Here is a 15,877-nt window from a genome sequence, read left to right on the forward strand (position 1 = left end):
TATAATCACCGTTCTTACAAACCTATAAAATCCTATAAAAAGATATAAAACTCTATAAATAGGATTTTTGTTGTATTCCTGTTTCAACCTTGCTAGTTGCTATTTGATTTATTGCTAAATCATCTAGCAGAGCTGTCAAGTCCGCAGGCGTAAATTCGGCAAGAACTTTGCCTATTTTTTGCTTTAATTGTGAAAGCAAATTAAGACTAGCATTGTAGTCTCTATCAATGCTAATTCCACATTCATCGCAAATATAAACTCTATCTTTTAGAGCTAAATTTTCTTTTATAGTTCCACAATTAGAGCATAATTTAGAACTAGGATAAAATCTATCTACTTGATAGATTTCTTTATCGTTGTAGCTAGATTTATATTCTAGTTGCCTTTTAAACTCATAAAAACTTACATCGCTTATAGATTTAGCAAGTCTATGATTACTCATCATCCCTTTTACATTTAAATCCTCTAAGCAAAAATATTTAGCATTTGCTACCAAGCTAGAAGTAAGCTTGTGTAAAAAATCACTTCTTATATTTGCTATTTTACGATGCAATTTATTTAGCTTAATACTTGCTTTTAGATAATTGCTAGATTTTTTAATGCCTTGTAATGCTTCTTGCTTGGTTTTTGCGTGTTGCTTTTTGCTTAGCTGTCTAGCTCTTTTTATCATTAAACGATTAAACTTAGCTAATGGTTTAGGTGCTTTTATCTCTAAGCCATTAGATAAACTTAAAAACGATTTTAAGCCTACATCTATGCTAAGTGCTAGATTATTATTTTTAGCTTTATTATGAGTTTTTAGATACTCATCTTTACTAATTTGCATACTAAAAGAAACAAAGAATTTATCAGCACTTTGAGAAATAGTAAAAGAATTGATTTTACCATTAAATCTCAATTTCTCTTTCATTTTTACAAGTCCTAAATTTGGCACTTTTAGATATTTTTCATCTTTGATTATTGCTTGGTCTCCACCTATGTAATAAGAGCCGAAATTATCTTTCTTTTTCTTAAATTTTGGATAGCTTACTTTACCTTGTTTTAAATCTCTAAAAAATTTTTGAAATGCTAGATTTAGATTTAAAAAAGGCTGTTGCGTAGCATATTTACTTACTTCATACACAAAGGGGAATTGTTCTTTTTTAATGGCATTAAATTCCTTTTTTAAATCTAAATGTGTTACTTTAATGCCTTGCTTGTAGTATTCTTGCCATTTTGCAAGTCCCCAATTATAAGCAAGTCTAGCACAACCAAAGGCTTTTTTAAAATGAGTTTTAGCTTTATTATTTGGCTTTAACTCTATCTTATGAGAAATGCTAATAAGCTCATTATTATTTGCTGACATTTTCTACCACCACTTCTTGCATTTCATCTAAAAGTTTTTTATTTTTCTTTGAGCGTGAGCCATAAAGTCTAGCTGAAAATACTGTGATTATTTCCAACACATCTTTGGCTAATTCTTCTTCAAATTTTACGCTTTCTTCGCCTTTATTTATTATTATTACTTCTACTTCTTTGGCTTCACATATAGCAAATACTAGCTCAGCACCAAAGCGTAAAAGTCTGTCTTTGTGAGTTAAAACTAATCTTTTTACTTTGCCATCTAGAATTTGATTTAGCAATTTAGTTAAGCCTTTTTTATAATAATTCATACCAGAGCCTAAATCTTGTATAACTTCATAATTAAAGCCTTGTTTAGAACAATATAGCTCTAAGACTTGAACTTGCCTTATTAAATCATCTTTTTGGTCGTGGCTAGAAACACGAGCATAAGCAATAGTTTTTAAGCTATCTTTATTAAAAACTAGGTTTTTATTTATAGCTTTTAATGTTTCTAGCTTATACCTACGCTCTCCACCCTTAGTCATATCATCAGGTTTTAATAAGCCTTTTTTATCCCAATTTCTAAGAGTTTGGATAGTAACACCAAGAGCTTTACTAGCTTGACCGATTGATAATAATTTATTCATAGGACTATTTTAGCAAATTTTAAAAAATAAGTCAAGTAAAATCTATAAAATATTTATATAATTTTATAGATTTTTTTATAATTTACTTAGCAGTTATAAGCCCTTTATAGGCTCTATCTCCCAGATAGGGTCTTTTAGCGTATAATCTCCATTTTCATCAAGCTCAAACATATCGCCCCTAAATTTATTAGCGTGAGCTAAAATCTCATCTTTGCTAAGGTCTAGATATGAGCTCATCTTATCCATATAAAAATCACCATATTTCCCATCTAATTCACGAAGTAAAAATTTAGCTTCATCTTTAGTGATATTGCCTTTTCTTAGATCATATCCTACATGGTCAGCGCATTGACCAAAGCCAAATTTAACATATTTGAAATATTGATTTACAATAGTTGTATAAGCATCAAGTTGAGAGCATCTTCTATATGTGCCTAGATCATATGGATTTATATCTTTTGGATATATTCTAAGGCCTCTTGCCATTGAGAATTTAGCGTTGTGGCCGGTGCTCCATTTGTCTGTGTAGTAGTTTAGCCACACTGCGGTTATATCTTTTTGCATTAGCTCTTTTACTGGAACTTTGTATAAAAATAGATCTTTTAACTCTATCTCTTCATCCATATATATAGATAGTGGGTCATCTTTTAAGGTGTTGGATTGGACGATATTTAAGGCATTTCCGCTATTATCTTGAAGGCCTTTATTGGCTCCTAAGGTTAAGGCGGCATTTTCGCCTTGTAAAATCATAGGGATATTAAACATATCAGCAATTATATAAGCTGATGCGTATAGGGTGTATTCAATCGGTTTTGTGGGATTTAGATACTCCCAAAAGGCCTTTTTCATCAATTTTTTGGCTATATGGCGATTTGGATTTATAGATATTGTCTCAAATCCATGATTTTTTAAATTTTCAAAATTAGCCCTACCAATAGGCGTTATCTCCATTGGTTCGTGATTAACTAACAAAACACGAAGTCCAAGCACATCCCTAGCATAAAAAGCTTGAAATGTAGAGTCCTTGCCACCACTTACACCAACTACGCAATCATAAGCGCCCTTGGCTTTGGATTTGGCATTTTGAGCTATATCCTTTAACTCATTTTCTCTTTGCTTCCAATCAATTATTTTAGACTCTTTGTCCCATCTGCAAGCACCACAAATTCCATCTATAAAAACTACCCCCGGACGAGTATCTGGCTGCAAACAATTTTTGCAATACTTCATAAATTTACCTTTATATTTAAATTTAGAATAAATTGGGGGGGGTATAACCCCCTTTAAGAATATTTATAAGGATTAATATAATCCAAATTTTCCATCATTTCTTTTATATATCACACGCATTTTAGCATCCATATCGTTAAATACATAAAATTGCGCTCCGCTATCTTTAAGCTTATTTAGAGCCTCTTCAACTTCCATAGGTTTATATAGCTCAAGCTCAGTAGGGACGATCTCATCAGCTCCTTCTATGATCTCTTTATCTATTGTATTTATGCTATCTTTTATATCATCGCTATTTTTGTGTGTGACTAGCTTATCATGATGTCTGCGAAGAACTTTGCTAGCTCTATCAAGCGCTAGATCAATCGCAGCGTATAGATCTTTGTCTTTTTGGCGGATTACTATTGTGTCTTTTTTGGCTAAATTTATAGCAAATTCCACATCAAAACCCTTTTTGCCATGCCTTTCATCTGCTGAAATTATAGCTTTAATAGATATGATATCTAAGCCATATTTGCTAAGTGCTTCAAAAGCGCTATCGCAATAGTTTTTGATAGATTCAGTTAGCTCAAATTGTCTGCCTACGATACTTGTATTCATCGCATTCTCCTTTAAAAAATTGGCTTTTATTGTAACATAAATATTCTTATTTAAGGCTTTTGGGTGGTGATTTTGCTTATTTTGATTGGGGTTAGGCTTAGGATTGGGTTGCTTTGGACTATTGTGTTAAATATAGCTGATTTTATATTTTTGGTGTTTGGATCGCTTGTTATCCAAATTTTAGAATCGCATGATTTAGGCATTTTACCGCCGATATATTGAATTTTAACTATAGATTTTAAAATATAATTATCTATATTTGGATAGTATAGCGTAAATTGGCTTGGACAGCTTTTATCAAAGTCATTTCGCTGGATTTGCGCAATGGCATTTTGAGTAGCTGAAATGGCTATTAGCTTTGCTTGTGAGTGAAGGTAGAGTTGATTTGTCATTGAGATAGAAGTGGAGCTTAGTGTGATGGTGCTTAATGCTATGCTAGAGATAGCGATTATAAAAATTATAGCAAATATTAGGCTAAATCCACTTTTCATAGGCTACTACTTTTACAAAATGTGCTTATATCATCAAATATACATAGTCTAAATATGATATTTGATCCATTTTGTCTGATATTAAATGAGCTGACATTTTGAGCTAAGATATTGCTTCTGATGGGCGAATTTAGATTATTTGGGCTAAATTCATTTAATCTTAGGGTGTTATTTTCTAATTTTAGCGATATTAGATTGTGGCTTAGATAGTAAATTTCGCTTATGAAAATTGGTTTATTCTCTCTTTTGATAACCAAATTTTCGCCATTGGAATTTGAAATTTGATATAAATTTTGGTATATACTATCATCTCCTTTAAATATAACTCTCATATCTTCATTGCTAAATTTAAGATTATTTAAAATAGCATCTTTTGATTTGGCGTTATAATTACTAAGTGGCGAGAGTAGGGTGATGGTATCTTGGCTGATATTTATGCTATTTATATCTACAAAGCCACTCCAATTAAATTTGCTATTGCTATTTTGGCGACTCTCTATACTTTGATTAAGCCATATAAACTCATTTTGGTTTAGGCTAGATTGGAGTGGTAGAATTTGGTTATTATCCCTTATAGATATTGACTCTTTGATGCTTTGGTGAAGGTAGTTTTCTATAATTAGCATTGTGTTTATAGAGATCGATTCTAATCTTGCTATGGATGAAGTTTTGAGATAGTTATTATGTAGGGCGCTATAAATCTGTATTATTACGCTTATTATAATCGCTCCAACTATGATAGCGATTATCATCTCGATTAGGCTAAATGCTCTTTTCATGGTTGTGGCGGTGGGATTACAAGGCTTTCAATTAGTGGTTCGCCGATATTGTAGCTATATGATTTTAGAATGATTGGCTGATTATTGGCTTTTGTGGTTATGGTGATTTGTATAGAGTCGCTTGGTCTAGTGGCTATGATATCATTTAGCTCAAAACCATCTATAAATTTAAGATCAATTTCGTAATTTAAATTTAGTAAATTCATTGCGTTTGCTATCAATTCTCCGCTATCACCGCTAAAGCCGTTTATGCTACTTTTATCACTATTTATACTATTTGGCTTAATTTGTGATATATGCCTTTGTGTAAGTGAATTTAAGGGCAACTCATCACTATGATATATTGGCTGTGCTAAGGCTGGATTTATAGCGTTATTCCATGGATGAGAGATGATATTTGATATCTTTGTATAGCTTGCGGTTATCGCTTCAGATAGCAATATATTATTTATGCTCCTATATGAAATTTGAATTATCGATGGTATGGATGAGAGGGCGATTGATATGATAATTATCGATAAGATTAGCTCAATAGATGAAAAGGCGTAACGCATAGATATCGTGGCTCGTGTGAGCCACTACAAGGATTTATTGTTTTTGGACATAAGCGCTGATTTTTTCTGCTTGACCGAAATTTGGATAGTAGCGATTGTCTAAGACAATTTGCGCTAGCGTAGCAGCAGTTGTGTTGCAAAGTACTGGTGCTAAGAAATTCACAGTAGATTCTTCGATAGGACTGCTGATAGCGACAATCGCATAAAGCTCTAATTTAGAGTTATCATCTATTTGAAGTAGATTTTTGTATGGAGTTGGGATATCAAACTCATAATCAGGGCGAAGCGCATATGGATTAATCATAGTAAAAGATGTTTTACTATCTACATCTTGCATTTTAACAAAAAAATCATCAATTTTAGTTATCTCAACTTCTTTGATATTTTCAAAACCAGGAATAGGATTTTTCACAGAATATTTCACTTTACTCTCCTTAAAATTTAGCTTTGCCGTTATTGTAGCATTTTTTATTCCAAATTCATAGAGTTTAGGGTAAAAATATATAAATTTTGGCTATAAATATATAAATTTACCAAAATATTGCTATAATCACTAAATTTTATATCAAGGGAAAAATTATGAGGATAAATCTTAAATCTGCTATTTTTATTCTATCTTTGAGTATATTAGTAGGTTGTGGTGCTAAAAAAGATGATGAACTATATAATCTCACACCAGATCAATGGTATCAACAAATTTTAAATGATATTAAAGATGCTGATTTAGAAACAGCGAATTCTCACTATATATCATTTGCTAGTGAGCATGTGGCTAGTCCATATTTAGAACAAGTTTTGATAATCTTGGCTAATGCTCATGTAGATGAAGAGGAGTATAAAATGGCGAATTTTTATTTAGATGAATATATCAAAAAATATGGCACAAAAGAGAGTATAGAGTATATCCAATATCTTAAAATTAAAGCCAATTTCGACTCATTTTCTAAACCAAATCGCAATCAAAAATTGGTTAAAGATAGTATTTTACAGATAGATGAATTTTTAAAAAATTATCCAAATACGCAATATAGACCGCTTATAGAGACTATGTTAGTTAAATTTAAATTAGCCGAGTATTATCTAGATAGTGATATTTATGAGCTTTATAATAAGCTTGATAGAACAGATTCAGCTGCGATATATCAAGATAAGATAGATAATTCGCCATTAAATGATATTAACTCTACTAAGGCGAAATTGCCTTGGTATATGACTCCATTTGAGTAGGAGAGAGTATGAGTTTAGTAAATTTACCTATTATAGTTGAAGATGAGCTGTTTTTATACCCATTTATGATAACGCCGATATTTTTAAGCGATGAGCAAAATATCAAAGCACTTGATCTAGCTATAAAAAATTCAACCCCAGTAATGATAGTCTGCTCCAAACCATCAAGAGAGGGCGAGAGAGATTTTAACTCTATATATGAGTATGGAGTTATAGGTAATGTGATGAGAAGAGTGGCTATGCCAGATGGAAGAGTTAAGATACTATTTCAAGGCTTAGATAGAGGAAGATTGATAACGCCGATAGAAGCTGATCCATTGTTTGCTGAGGTAGAGAGTCTAAATTTAGATGAGTATGATCCAGATAGAATTAAGGCTAGTCTAAGTGTATTAAAAGAGAGCGTTAAAAATTTGAGCCTATTAAACCACTTTTTCCCGCCAGATCTACTTCGAACTATTGATGATAGTAATGAAGCAAATAGAGTGTGCGATCTTGTTTGTAGTGCTTTGCATCTCAAAAAAGATGTTGCGTATAAGTTTTTTATAGAGACAAATTTAGAAAAAAAGATTTTAGATATTATAGAGTATTTAAATAGACAGATAGAGACAAACAAACTTCAAAAAGAGATAAAAACCAAAGTAAGCTCTAAAATTGATAGAGCCAATAAAGAGTATTTTTTAAAAGAGCAATTAAAGGAGATCCAGCGTGAATTAGGCGTGGATTTAGATAAAGAAGCACAGATCACGCAGTATAGAGATAGACTTCAAAGCAAACGAAAATTTATGAGCGAAGATGCCTATAAAGAGATAGATAAAAATATATCTAAACTTAGCAAAATGCACACAGATAGCGCAGAGTCTAGTATGACTAGTAGCTATTTAGATTGGGCGCTTGATTTGCCATTTGGTAGTTTTAGTACGAAAAATTTAACAGTCAAAGATGTCCAAAAAGAGCTTGATAAAGATCACTTTGGATTAGAAAAGCCAAAGAGCAGAATAGTAGAGTATTTTGGGCTTAAAGAGCTTTTACACCATCGAGGTGTTGAGGATAATAGCGGTGCGATTTTGTGTTTTGTAGGGCCTCCAGGAATTGGCAAAACTAGCTTAGCAAACTCAATCTCTAATGCCTTAAAGCGTGAGCTTGTGCGTATAGCACTTGGTGGATTAGAAGATGTGAATGAGCTAAGGGGGCATCGTCGTACATACATAGGAGCTATGCCAGGGCGGATTGTCCAAGGATTGATCGAGGCTAAGAGTATGAATCCGGTTGTGGTTTTAGATGAGATTGATAAGGTTGCTAGATCTTATAAAGGCGATCCGACTGCTGTATTATTAGAGATTTTAGATCCAGAGCAAAATAGCAAATTTCGTGATTACTATCTAAATTTTCATATAGATTTAAGTAAAATAATATTTATCGCTACGGCAAATGACGCTAGTATGATACCAGCACCACTTCGTGATAGGATGGAATTTATTTGGTTAAATAGCTACACACCTCAAGAGAAATTCGAGATCGCAAAGCGATACCTATGGCCAAGTGAGCTTAAAAAACATGGGCTTAAAAATAGCGAAATATCCATTAAAAAAGATGCTTTAAATTTGCTAATTAGCGACTATACTAGAGAGAGTGGTGTAAGAAATTTAAGGCATAAAATAGCTGATATAATGCGAAAATCTGCTTTAGAGATTTTAAATAACGACAGAGAAAAAATCTCAATAACAACAAAAAATCTAGAAAATTACCTAGATAAAAAGGTCTTTGAAATAGAGATTGTAAGCAATAAAAATGAGATTGGCATAGCAAATGGTCTAGCTTGGACTGCCGTAGGTGGCGATGTCTTAAAGATAGAAGCTATAAAGATTAAAGGCAAAGGCGTGATGCAAATCACCGGTCAATTAGGTGATGTGATGAAGGAGTCAGCGACAATTGCTTTTAGCTTGGTTAAGAGCTTGATTGATAGAGGCGAGATTAAAATTCCATCAAATTTGATCCAAAAAGATGATGAAGGCAAAGAAAAAGCCGTATATGATAGCTATGATTTACATATCCATGTGCCAGAAGGCGCCACACCAAAAGATGGCCCAAGTGCGGGTATCACTATGACAACAGTAATTGCCTCTATATTAAGCGATACGCCGATATATAGCGATGTAGCGATGACTGGTGAGATAACTCTAAGCGGAAAGGTTTTGCCAATAGGTGGATTAAAAGAGAAGCTAATCGCAGCCTATAAAGCCGGGGTTAAAAAGGCGATAATACCACGCAAAAACTATGATAGAGATCTAAAAGATATCCCAGAGCAAGTGGTAGAAAATATGGAGATTATACCAGTTGATACTATCTTGGATGTGCTAAAAATAGCTTTAGTAAAGTAATGAAAATTAAATTTATACCCAGCTTTGTGGTATAAATTTAAATAATAATTTTTCTTATTTAAAAAATATTATTTAAATTTAAATAGAATTTCATTCGCAGATAAATTTTTTATTTAAGGAGATAATATGTCAAAAGAGTTAAATACAGCTAGTGGAAATCCGATTAGCTCAAATCAATTTAGCATAACAGCTGGTGCTAGGGGGCCTGTTTTACTTCAAGATTATCAATTGATTGAAAAACTTGCTTTTCAAAATAGAGAGAGAATCCCAGAAAGAACCGTCCATGCCAAAGGTAGTGGTGCTTATGGCGAATTAGAGATAACAGAAGATATCAGTAAATATACAAAGGCAAATGTCTTACAAAAAGGCAATAAAACTAAGCTATTTATAAGATTTTCAACCGTTGCAGGTGAGGCCGGTGCTGCTGATGCTGAAAGAGATGTGCGTGGATTTGCTATCAAATTTTATACAAAAGAGGGCAACTGGGATCTAGTAGGAAACAACACACCGACATTTTTTATAAAAGATGGTATGAAATTTCCAGATTTTATCCACTCACAAAAAAGAGATCCAAAAACTCATCTAAGATCAAATAACGCAGCGTGGGATTTTTGGAGTTTAAATCCTGAGACAATGCATCAAGTAATGATCCTTATGAGTGATCGTGGAATTCCAGCTAGCTACCGCCATATGCATGGATTTGGCTCTCATACTTATAGTCTTATAAATGATAAAGGTGAGAGATTTTGGGTTAAATTTCACTTCAAAACTCGCCAAGGTATCAAAAATCTAACAAACAAAGAAGCTACTGAGCTTATCGGTAAATGCCGTGAGAGCCACCAAAGAGATCTATATGAAGCGATTGATAAAGGCGATTTTCCTAAATGGGATTTTAAAATTCAAATTATGAGCGAAGAACAAGCAAATAATGCTAAATTCAACCCATTTGACCTAACCAAAATTTGGCCACACGCTGATTATCCGCTAATACCAGTTGGCGTGATGACCTTAAATAAAAATCCTGAAAATTACTTTAACGAAGTAGAGCAAGCAGCATTTAGCCCAAGCAATATAGTCCCAGGTATCGGATATAGTCCAGATAGAATGCTACAAGCTAGAATTTTTAGCTATCCAGATGCTCAAAGATATAGAATAGGTGTGCATTATCAACAATTAGCAGTCAATAAACCAATCGTAGAAGTCAATAACTACTATGTTGGTGGTGCTATGAATAATGGCAGCTACAAACAAGAGCCACACGCTTATTATGAGCCAAATAGCTTTGGTGGGCCAGTAGAGAGTGCTAAATTTGCTGAGCCAGATCTAGCTATTGGTGATATAGCGCAAAGATTTAGCCATAGAGAGTATTATGCTGATTACTACACAGATGCAAGAGCCTTATACAAGATACTTCCGGCTGATGAAAAAGATAGATTATACTCTAATATCGCAGCGAGTATGGAAGGGGTCAAAGATGAGATAATCCAAAGAGCGATTTCTCACTTCGAACAGATAGACCCAGAATACGCAAAAGGCGTTAAAGCAGCTTTGGCTAAATGATAAACCATCCCCCATATTTTTTGGGGGGGGGAGATATTGTAAATTTAAGTATCATAAAAATGGAATTTAAATTTACAATAAGGATAGAAAATGATAACCCCAGAAGAAGAAAAACGCTATGAAGAGCTTTGCGGATATGCCTTTGATTTTGCTAGGCATAATGAGTGTAATGAGCTTGAAAAGATGATAAACGCAGGGCTTAATCCAAATTTAAAAAATCATAAGGGCGATAGCTTACTTATGTTAGCAGCTTATAATGGCTCATTTGAAACTACAAAAATGCTAATCCAAAAGGGCGCTAGAGTAGATGAGAGAAACGATAGAGGTCAAACTCCACTTGCTGGTGTGTGCTTTAAAGGCAATCTAGAAATTACAAAACTTTTAGTCGAAAATGGCGCCGATATAGACGCTAATAATGGAATGGGGCTTACTCCATATAGTTTTGCTGTAATGTTTAATAGAGCCGATATCGCCAAATACCTACTAAGCAAGAGTAAAAAATGGGGATTTTTAAAGATTATTAGCCTAAAATTACTTGAGCTTATATCTAAATTTAAAGGCAAAAAAAGCCAAAAATCGGAATAAAATTTGCTTTGTGTATCTAAATTTTAAGGATTAAGATATGCAAGTTACAAATAATCTAAGTATTTATAATAGTGATTATAAGGCTACTATTTCTAAATCAAATGATGATTTTAGTGATATTTTAAATGAGATGATCTCTACTGATACCAAAGATAGTGTAGATATCACTCAAAACTTCAAAGACAATATCATGCAATATGGCATTATGGCTACTGTGACAATGATGAATAATGAGAAAATTCAAGAAGAGATAGAGCGCAAAAGAGCTGAGCTTTTAAAATCTCTTGATACACAAAATATGTCACCAGAAGATAAGGCCGCAGCCTTAGCAAGTATAGAAGAGACTCTAAATAGATACAAAAAAGAGCTACAAGAAAATAGCAATGAAGTTAATACAAAAAGCATAGAAGATAATATGCTTAAAAAGATTTTAACATTTGTATAGTGAGTTTTGGAGTGAAATCACTCCAAAAATTTTTAATCATAAAGCACAGTTGATAGATATCTCTCGCCAGTATCGCATAAGATTGTTACGATTGTTTTGCCTGGATTTGCCTTTGCTACTTGGCTAGCAGCGTATATATTTGCTCCACTTGATATTCCGACTAATAATCCTTCTTTTTGAGCTAATGCTTTAGCAGTTGCGATCGCATCTTCATTTGAGACAGTTAAAAACTCATCTACAACATCTCTATTTAAATTTTTTGGTATGAAGTTAGCACCTATACCTTGGATCATATGTGGGCCGGCTTCGCCTTTGCTTAGAAGTGGTGATTTAGCTGGTTCAACTGCGATTACTTTGATATTTGGATTTTTAGATTTTAGTATCTCACCAACACCGCTTACCGTCCCGCCAGTACCAAATCCAGCGACTAATATATCGACTTTACCATCTGTATCATTCCAAATTTCAAGTGCGGTTGTCTTTTTATGCATTTCAGGGTTTGCAGGGTTATCAAATTGACTTGGGATAAAGCTATTTGGTATCTCTTTTGATAGCCTTAATGCTTCATCTACAGCGCCTTGCATACCATATTTTGGATCTGTCAATACCAATTCAGCACCAAATGCTTTAAGTAATTTTTGGCGCTCAATACTCATTGAGCTTGGCATTGTTAAAATAATTTTAAGCCCACGCTCAGCTGCTATCATAGCTAGGCCTACACCTGTGTTGCCACTTGTTGGTTCTATGATTGTAGTGTTTTTATCAATTTTATTGGTTGCGATGGCACTCTCAATCATATTTAAAGCGATTCTATCTTTAACCGAGTGGCTAGGATTTAGAAATTCGCATTTAGCTAAAATATTAGCTTCAACGCCGAATTTATTTATTTTGATAAGCGGAGTGTTGCCGATTAATTCGCTTACGCTATTTGCAATTTTCATCTTTATTCCTTAAATTATATAGTTCAGATATTTACCAGCTTGAGCTTGATCTATTTTAATACTGCTTAAAGGTTGCATAAAAAGCTCTTTTAACTTATCATTATACTCTTTGAAAAATAGGTTATATAGAGTATTTTCTAACTCTATATTTATTAGATTAAATTCATTTTCTAAGCTGCTAAATAGATCATAAAGGGTGATCTCATCTATAGGTTTGCTAAGATAATACCCACCCTTAATTCCTTTAATACTACCTACTATACCATCTTTGCGAAGACTATTTAGAAGTTGTTCTAAATAGTTTTTTGAAACATTTATAGCTAATGAGATATCTTTTAAGGAGATAGGATTGCTTCTATCTCCTTTTGATATCTCAAGAATAGCCATCAAGCCATACACGCCTTTGGTTGTAAGTAGGCTCATTTTAATGCTTCTTGAAGATCGCTTATTAAATCATCAGCGTTTTCTAGACCTATGCTTAAGCGTATTAAGCCTTGGCTAATGCCAGTAGCTGCTAATTCATCGACTGGAATTTGCTGATGAGTTGTGCTAGCTGGGTGAGTGATTATAGATTTGCTATCACCGATATTTACTACTACGCTAAATATTTTGACGCTATCTAGTACTTTTTTAGCTGTTTCATAATCAGCTACTTCAAAGCTCAAAAGCCCACTAGCTAGGCCATCTGTGAAATTAGCTTTGACATAGGCGTTTAAATTTGAGCTTTTTAAGCCTGGGTAATTTACATATTTGACTTTTGGATGAGACTCTAAGAACTCAGCTACTTTTAGCGCGTTTTTAGAGTGCTCTTTGACTCTGATGCTTAGAGTTTCTAAGCCTTGTATTAATTGCCAAGCGTTAAATGCTGAAAGTGTAGCGCCAATATCTCTTAATAGACTTAGGCGAATTCTTAAAGTATAGATATCAAAAGCCCCCACCAAATCAGCATATACTAGGCCATGATAGCTATCTTCTGCTACATTGAAGTGATCATATCTTTTGTTTTTGAGTAATTTTTGATTTAGTTTTTCACTAGAAACTATAGCACCAGCTACGCTAATGCCTTGTCCGCTGATATATTTGCTAGCACTATGAACTACGACATCTACGCCTTTTTTGATTGGGTTAAATAAAATTGGAGTCGCAACTGTATTATCAGCTACTGTCACTACACCATATTTGTTGGCTATTTCAACGATTTTTTCTACATTTGCGATGGCTATTTGCGGATTTGATAGAGTTTCAAAGAATATAGCCTTGGTTTTATCATCTATCAAGCCTTCTAAATCATCAGCACTATCAGAATCAAAAATTTTAGCTTTTATACCAAATCTTTTAATAGTGTGAGTTAGAAGTGTAGTGGCACCACCATAAATTTTCTTAGCTACTATTATATTGTCGCCAGCTTCAGCTAAATTCGCAATTGCAAAGAATATCGCCGCTTGACCACTTGAAGTGCTAATAGCCGCTTTGCCACCTTCAAGGGCTGCAATGCGAGCTTCAAATATATCAAGAGTTGGGTTTGTAAGACGAGAATATATAGGCCCAAGCTCTTTTAGAGCAAATCTATTTGCCGCAGTCTCAGCTGTACCAAAATCATAAGCTGTGCTTTGATAGATAGGCACTGACATAGCACCTGTGCCAACCTTTGTATCATAACCATAATGCGTTGCTAAAGTTTCCTTTTGCATTTTATCTCCTTTTTACTCAAGTTAATAAGCAAATTGTAGCAAAAAAATTTAATAATGTCAAGTAAATCAATAATATATCTATATTTTATTAAATTTATTTAATTTTTATCGGTAAAAAAGGATATTAAAATTATATACTATATTTATATTTATTTTAAATATATCTATATGTATGATTATAAATTTTAATTTTTTATTTTTTTTTTTTTTTTTTTTTTTCAATTAGGGTATAATTTGGAAAAATTTTAAATTTAGGAGTTTTGATGAAATTCTGTAAAAAATGTGTCATGCCAGATACCAAGCCAAATTTAAATTTCGATGAAGATGGAATTTGCGATGCTTGTAGATCTCAAGAGACAAAAAATAGTAATATTGATTGGCAAAGTAGAAAGACTGAATTATTAGAGATTGTCAAAAAGTATAAAAAGCACCCAATTTATGATTGTGTGATTGGAGTAAGTGGTGGCAAGGATTCTACTTTTCAAGTTTTAACAATGCTAAATTTAGGTCTTAAACCACTTTGTGTATGCTTTGAGCCGACTATTCCAACAAAAGTAGGTCGCAAAAATTTAAATAATTTAAATAGCATAGGTGTAGATATCATCCATATAAAAAGAGATCCAAATGTCTATAAAAAACTTGCCAAAGCAGCTTTTAAAAAAACTGGAGATAATGAGTGGCAAAACCATCTTGGGATATTCTCTTGTGTGCCACGCATTGCTGTGAGTTTTGGAATTCCATTAATAATTTGGGGCGAAAGTCCGCAATTAGAGTATGGTGGCCCAGCTTCATCAAAGGATAATAATATCTTAGATAAGGCTTGGCTAGATAGATTTGGCGGGCTTTTAGGAAGTAGTATAGAAGATATGATAGGCGTAGATGGCCTTACGCAAAAAGATCTATATTTTTACACTTACCCAAGTGACGAAGAGTTAAAAAGGGTAAATGTAACTGGTGTATTCTTAGGATATTATGTAAAATGGAATTATAAAGAGAATTTAAGAATTGCCAAAGAGCATGGCTTTAGCTGTTCTGATCGCCCAGTAGAGACTACATATGAAAATTTTGAGAATTTGGATTGCTATTCTAATCATCTACATGACTATTTAAAATATTGTAAATATGGCTTTGGTAGAGCTACTGATAATGCGTGTCTCGATATTAGATTAGGTTATATAGATAGAGAAGAGGGCGTAAGATTAGTAAATAAATATGATGGCAAACCACCTAAAAAGGCTATTAAAAAATATCTTGAGTATAGCGGATTTAGCGATGATGAGTTTTGGGAAATTGTAGATTCATTTACCAATAAAGATATATTTAAATGTGATGAAAATGGTAAATTTTTGCGTGATATAGATGGCTCATTAATCCGTAAAGAGAATACAATACTCAAATAATTTTATAAATTTGGAGCAACTCTAGC

17 protein-coding genes are annotated in these 15,877 nt (G+C 33.2%); 6 read left to right on the plus strand and 11 right to left on the minus strand.

Annotation, left to right across the window (positions count from 1 at the left end):
• Positions 1–52: 52 nt before the first annotated feature.
• The 8 genes from CLAN_RS03830 to fliW all read right to left on the minus strand — a co-directional run bounded on the left by CLAN_RS03830 (position 53) and on the right by fliW (position 6,048).
• Positions 53–1,345 (minus strand): RNA-guided endonuclease InsQ/TnpB family protein, encoded by a 1,293-nt coding sequence (locus tag CLAN_RS03830; RefSeq protein ID WP_172618492.1) that lies wholly within the window; start codon positions 1,343–1,345, stop codon positions 53–55.
• Positions 1,332–1,970 (minus strand): IS607-like element ISChh1 family transposase, encoded by a 639-nt coding sequence (locus CLAN_RS03835; protein WP_002782963.1) that lies wholly within the window; start codon positions 1,968–1,970, stop codon positions 1,332–1,334. Before CLAN_RS03835 ends, CLAN_RS03830 begins: the two co-directional genes overlap by 14 nt.
• Positions 1,971–2,063: 93 nt before the next feature.
• Positions 2,064–3,200, minus strand: a complete 1,137-nt coding sequence (locus tag CLAN_RS03840) for an N-acetyl sugar amidotransferase (protein ID WP_100590629.1) — start codon at positions 3,198–3,200, stop codon at positions 2,064–2,066.
• A gap of 72 nt (positions 3,201–3,272) precedes the next feature.
• A complete protein-coding gene (hpf, locus tag CLAN_RS03845) occupies positions 3,273–3,800 on the minus strand; it encodes a ribosome hibernation-promoting factor, HPF/YfiA family (RefSeq protein WP_096013272.1) in 528 nt (175 codons plus the stop codon).
• 50 nt (positions 3,801–3,850) lie between these two features.
• Complete coding sequence (locus CLAN_RS03850; protein WP_100590630.1) at positions 3,851–4,291, minus strand: hypothetical protein; 441 nt, start codon at positions 4,289–4,291, stop codon at positions 3,851–3,853.
• The gene (locus CLAN_RS03855) at positions 4,288–5,070 is read right to left on the minus strand and encodes a prepilin-type N-terminal cleavage/methylation domain-containing protein (RefSeq protein ID WP_100590631.1); all 783 of its coding nucleotides are present in this window, start codon (positions 5,068–5,070) and stop codon (positions 4,288–4,290) included. The genes CLAN_RS03850 and CLAN_RS03855 overlap by 4 nt, the downstream gene beginning before the upstream one ends.
• Positions 5,067–5,624, minus strand: a complete 558-nt coding sequence (locus tag CLAN_RS03860; protein WP_147525231.1) for a hypothetical protein — start codon at positions 5,622–5,624, stop codon at positions 5,067–5,069. Before CLAN_RS03860 ends, CLAN_RS03855 begins: the two co-directional genes overlap by 4 nt.
• 34 nt (positions 5,625–5,658) lie before the next feature.
• Complete coding sequence (gene fliW, locus CLAN_RS03865; RefSeq protein WP_100590633.1) at positions 5,659–6,048, minus strand: flagellar assembly protein FliW; 390 nt, start codon at positions 6,046–6,048, stop codon at positions 5,659–5,661.
• Positions 6,049–6,203: 155 nt separating this feature from the next.
• On the opposite strand from fliW, the gene CLAN_RS03870 reads away from it, so the two are divergent.
• From CLAN_RS03870 to CLAN_RS03890, 5 genes are all read left to right on the plus strand, one after another.
• Positions 6,204–6,851, plus strand: coding sequence for an outer membrane protein assembly factor BamD (locus CLAN_RS03870; RefSeq protein ID WP_096017184.1), 648 nt, complete (start codon positions 6,204–6,206; stop codon positions 6,849–6,851).
• An 8-nt stretch (positions 6,852–6,859) separates the two neighbouring features.
• Entirely contained in the window at positions 6,860–9,229 is a 2,370-nt protein-coding gene (gene lon, locus CLAN_RS03875; RefSeq protein ID WP_100590634.1) for an endopeptidase La, read from the plus strand.
• A 126-nt stretch (positions 9,230–9,355) separates the two neighbouring features.
• Positions 9,356–10,789 (plus strand): catalase, encoded by a 1,434-nt coding sequence (locus CLAN_RS03880; protein ID WP_100590635.1) that lies wholly within the window; start codon positions 9,356–9,358, stop codon positions 10,787–10,789.
• 90 nt (positions 10,790–10,879) lie between these two features.
• A complete protein-coding gene (locus CLAN_RS03885) occupies positions 10,880–11,374 on the plus strand; it encodes an ankyrin repeat domain-containing protein (protein ID WP_100590636.1) in 495 nt (164 codons plus the stop codon).
• Positions 11,375–11,411: 37 nt separating this feature from the next.
• On the plus strand, positions 11,412–11,819 hold the full coding sequence (locus CLAN_RS03890) for a hypothetical protein (RefSeq protein ID WP_100590637.1): 408 nt from the start codon (positions 11,412–11,414) through the stop codon (positions 11,817–11,819).
• Between the two features lie 32 nt (positions 11,820–11,851).
• Here the strand turns inward: CLAN_RS03890 and cysK are convergent, their stop codons facing one another.
• From cysK to CLAN_RS03905, 3 genes are read right to left on the minus strand one after another with little or no spacing between them, the layout of a single operon-like run.
• Positions 11,852–12,760 carry a cysteine synthase A gene (gene cysK, locus CLAN_RS03895; protein WP_086226982.1) on the minus strand — a complete coding sequence of 303 codons (909 nt, stop codon included), beginning with the start codon at positions 12,758–12,760 and terminating at the stop codon, positions 11,852–11,854.
• 9 nt (positions 12,761–12,769) lie between these two features.
• Positions 12,770–13,183 (minus strand): RrF2 family transcriptional regulator, encoded by a 414-nt coding sequence (locus CLAN_RS03900; protein WP_086228974.1) that lies wholly within the window; start codon positions 13,181–13,183, stop codon positions 12,770–12,772.
• A complete protein-coding gene (locus CLAN_RS03905; RefSeq protein WP_100590638.1) occupies positions 13,180–14,451 on the minus strand; it encodes an O-acetylhomoserine aminocarboxypropyltransferase/cysteine synthase family protein in 1,272 nt (423 codons plus the stop codon). Before CLAN_RS03905 ends, CLAN_RS03900 begins: the two co-directional genes overlap by 4 nt.
• A 263-nt stretch (positions 14,452–14,714) precedes the next feature.
• Here CLAN_RS03905 and pseA point away from each other — a divergent pair, with 263 nt between their 5' ends.
• Complete coding sequence (gene pseA, locus CLAN_RS03910; RefSeq protein ID WP_100590639.1) at positions 14,715–15,851, plus strand: pseudaminic acid biosynthesis protein PseA; 1,137 nt, start codon at positions 14,715–14,717, stop codon at positions 15,849–15,851.
• Positions 15,852–15,877: the final 26 nt, after the last annotated feature.

This window comes from Campylobacter lanienae NCTC 13004, from assembly GCF_002139935.1.
Lineage (GTDB): Bacteria > Campylobacterota > Campylobacteria > Campylobacterales > Campylobacteraceae > Campylobacter > Campylobacter lanienae.

What these genes read in the sequence shown, in the direction of transcription:
- CLAN_RS03830 (WP_172618492.1), bottom strand. Translation starts at nt 1,345, where the DNA reads ATGTCAGCAAATAATAATGAGCTTATTAGCATTTCTCATAAGATAGAG.
- CLAN_RS03835 (WP_002782963.1), bottom strand. Translation starts at nt 1,970, where the DNA reads ATGAATAAATTATTATCAATCGGTCAAGCTAGTAAAGCTCTTGGTGTT.
- CLAN_RS03840 (WP_100590629.1), bottom strand. Translation starts at nt 3,200, where the DNA reads ATGAAGTATTGCAAAAATTGTTTGCAGCCAGATACTCGTCCGGGGGTA.
- hpf (WP_096013272.1), bottom strand. Translation starts at nt 3,800, where the DNA reads ATGAATACAAGTATCGTAGGCAGACAATTTGAGCTAACTGAATCTATC.
- CLAN_RS03850 (WP_100590630.1), bottom strand. Translation starts at nt 4,291, where the DNA reads ATGAAAAGTGGATTTAGCCTAATATTTGCTATAATTTTTATAATCGCT.
- CLAN_RS03855 (WP_100590631.1), bottom strand. Translation starts at nt 5,070, where the DNA reads ATGAAAAGAGCATTTAGCCTAATCGAGATGATAATCGCTATCATAGTT.
- CLAN_RS03860 (WP_147525231.1), bottom strand. Translation starts at nt 5,624, where the DNA reads ATGCGTTACGCCTTTTCATCTATTGAGCTAATCTTATCGATAATTATC.
- CLAN_RS03870 (WP_096017184.1), top strand. Translation starts at nt 6,204, where the DNA reads ATGAGGATAAATCTTAAATCTGCTATTTTTATTCTATCTTTGAGTATA.
- lon (WP_100590634.1), top strand. Translation starts at nt 6,860, where the DNA reads ATGAGTTTAGTAAATTTACCTATTATAGTTGAAGATGAGCTGTTTTTA.
- CLAN_RS03880 (WP_100590635.1), top strand. Translation starts at nt 9,356, where the DNA reads ATGTCAAAAGAGTTAAATACAGCTAGTGGAAATCCGATTAGCTCAAAT.
- CLAN_RS03885 (WP_100590636.1), top strand. Translation starts at nt 10,880, where the DNA reads ATGATAACCCCAGAAGAAGAAAAACGCTATGAAGAGCTTTGCGGATAT.
- CLAN_RS03890 (WP_100590637.1), top strand. Translation starts at nt 11,412, where the DNA reads ATGCAAGTTACAAATAATCTAAGTATTTATAATAGTGATTATAAGGCT.
- cysK (WP_086226982.1), bottom strand. Translation starts at nt 12,760, where the DNA reads ATGAAAATTGCAAATAGCGTAAGCGAATTAATCGGCAACACTCCGCTT.
- CLAN_RS03900 (WP_086228974.1), bottom strand. Translation starts at nt 13,183, where the DNA reads ATGAGCCTACTTACAACCAAAGGCGTGTATGGCTTGATGGCTATTCTT.
- CLAN_RS03905 (WP_100590638.1), bottom strand. Translation starts at nt 14,451, where the DNA reads ATGCAAAAGGAAACTTTAGCAACGCATTATGGTTATGATACAAAGGTT.
- pseA (WP_100590639.1), top strand. Translation starts at nt 14,715, where the DNA reads ATGAAATTCTGTAAAAAATGTGTCATGCCAGATACCAAGCCAAATTTA.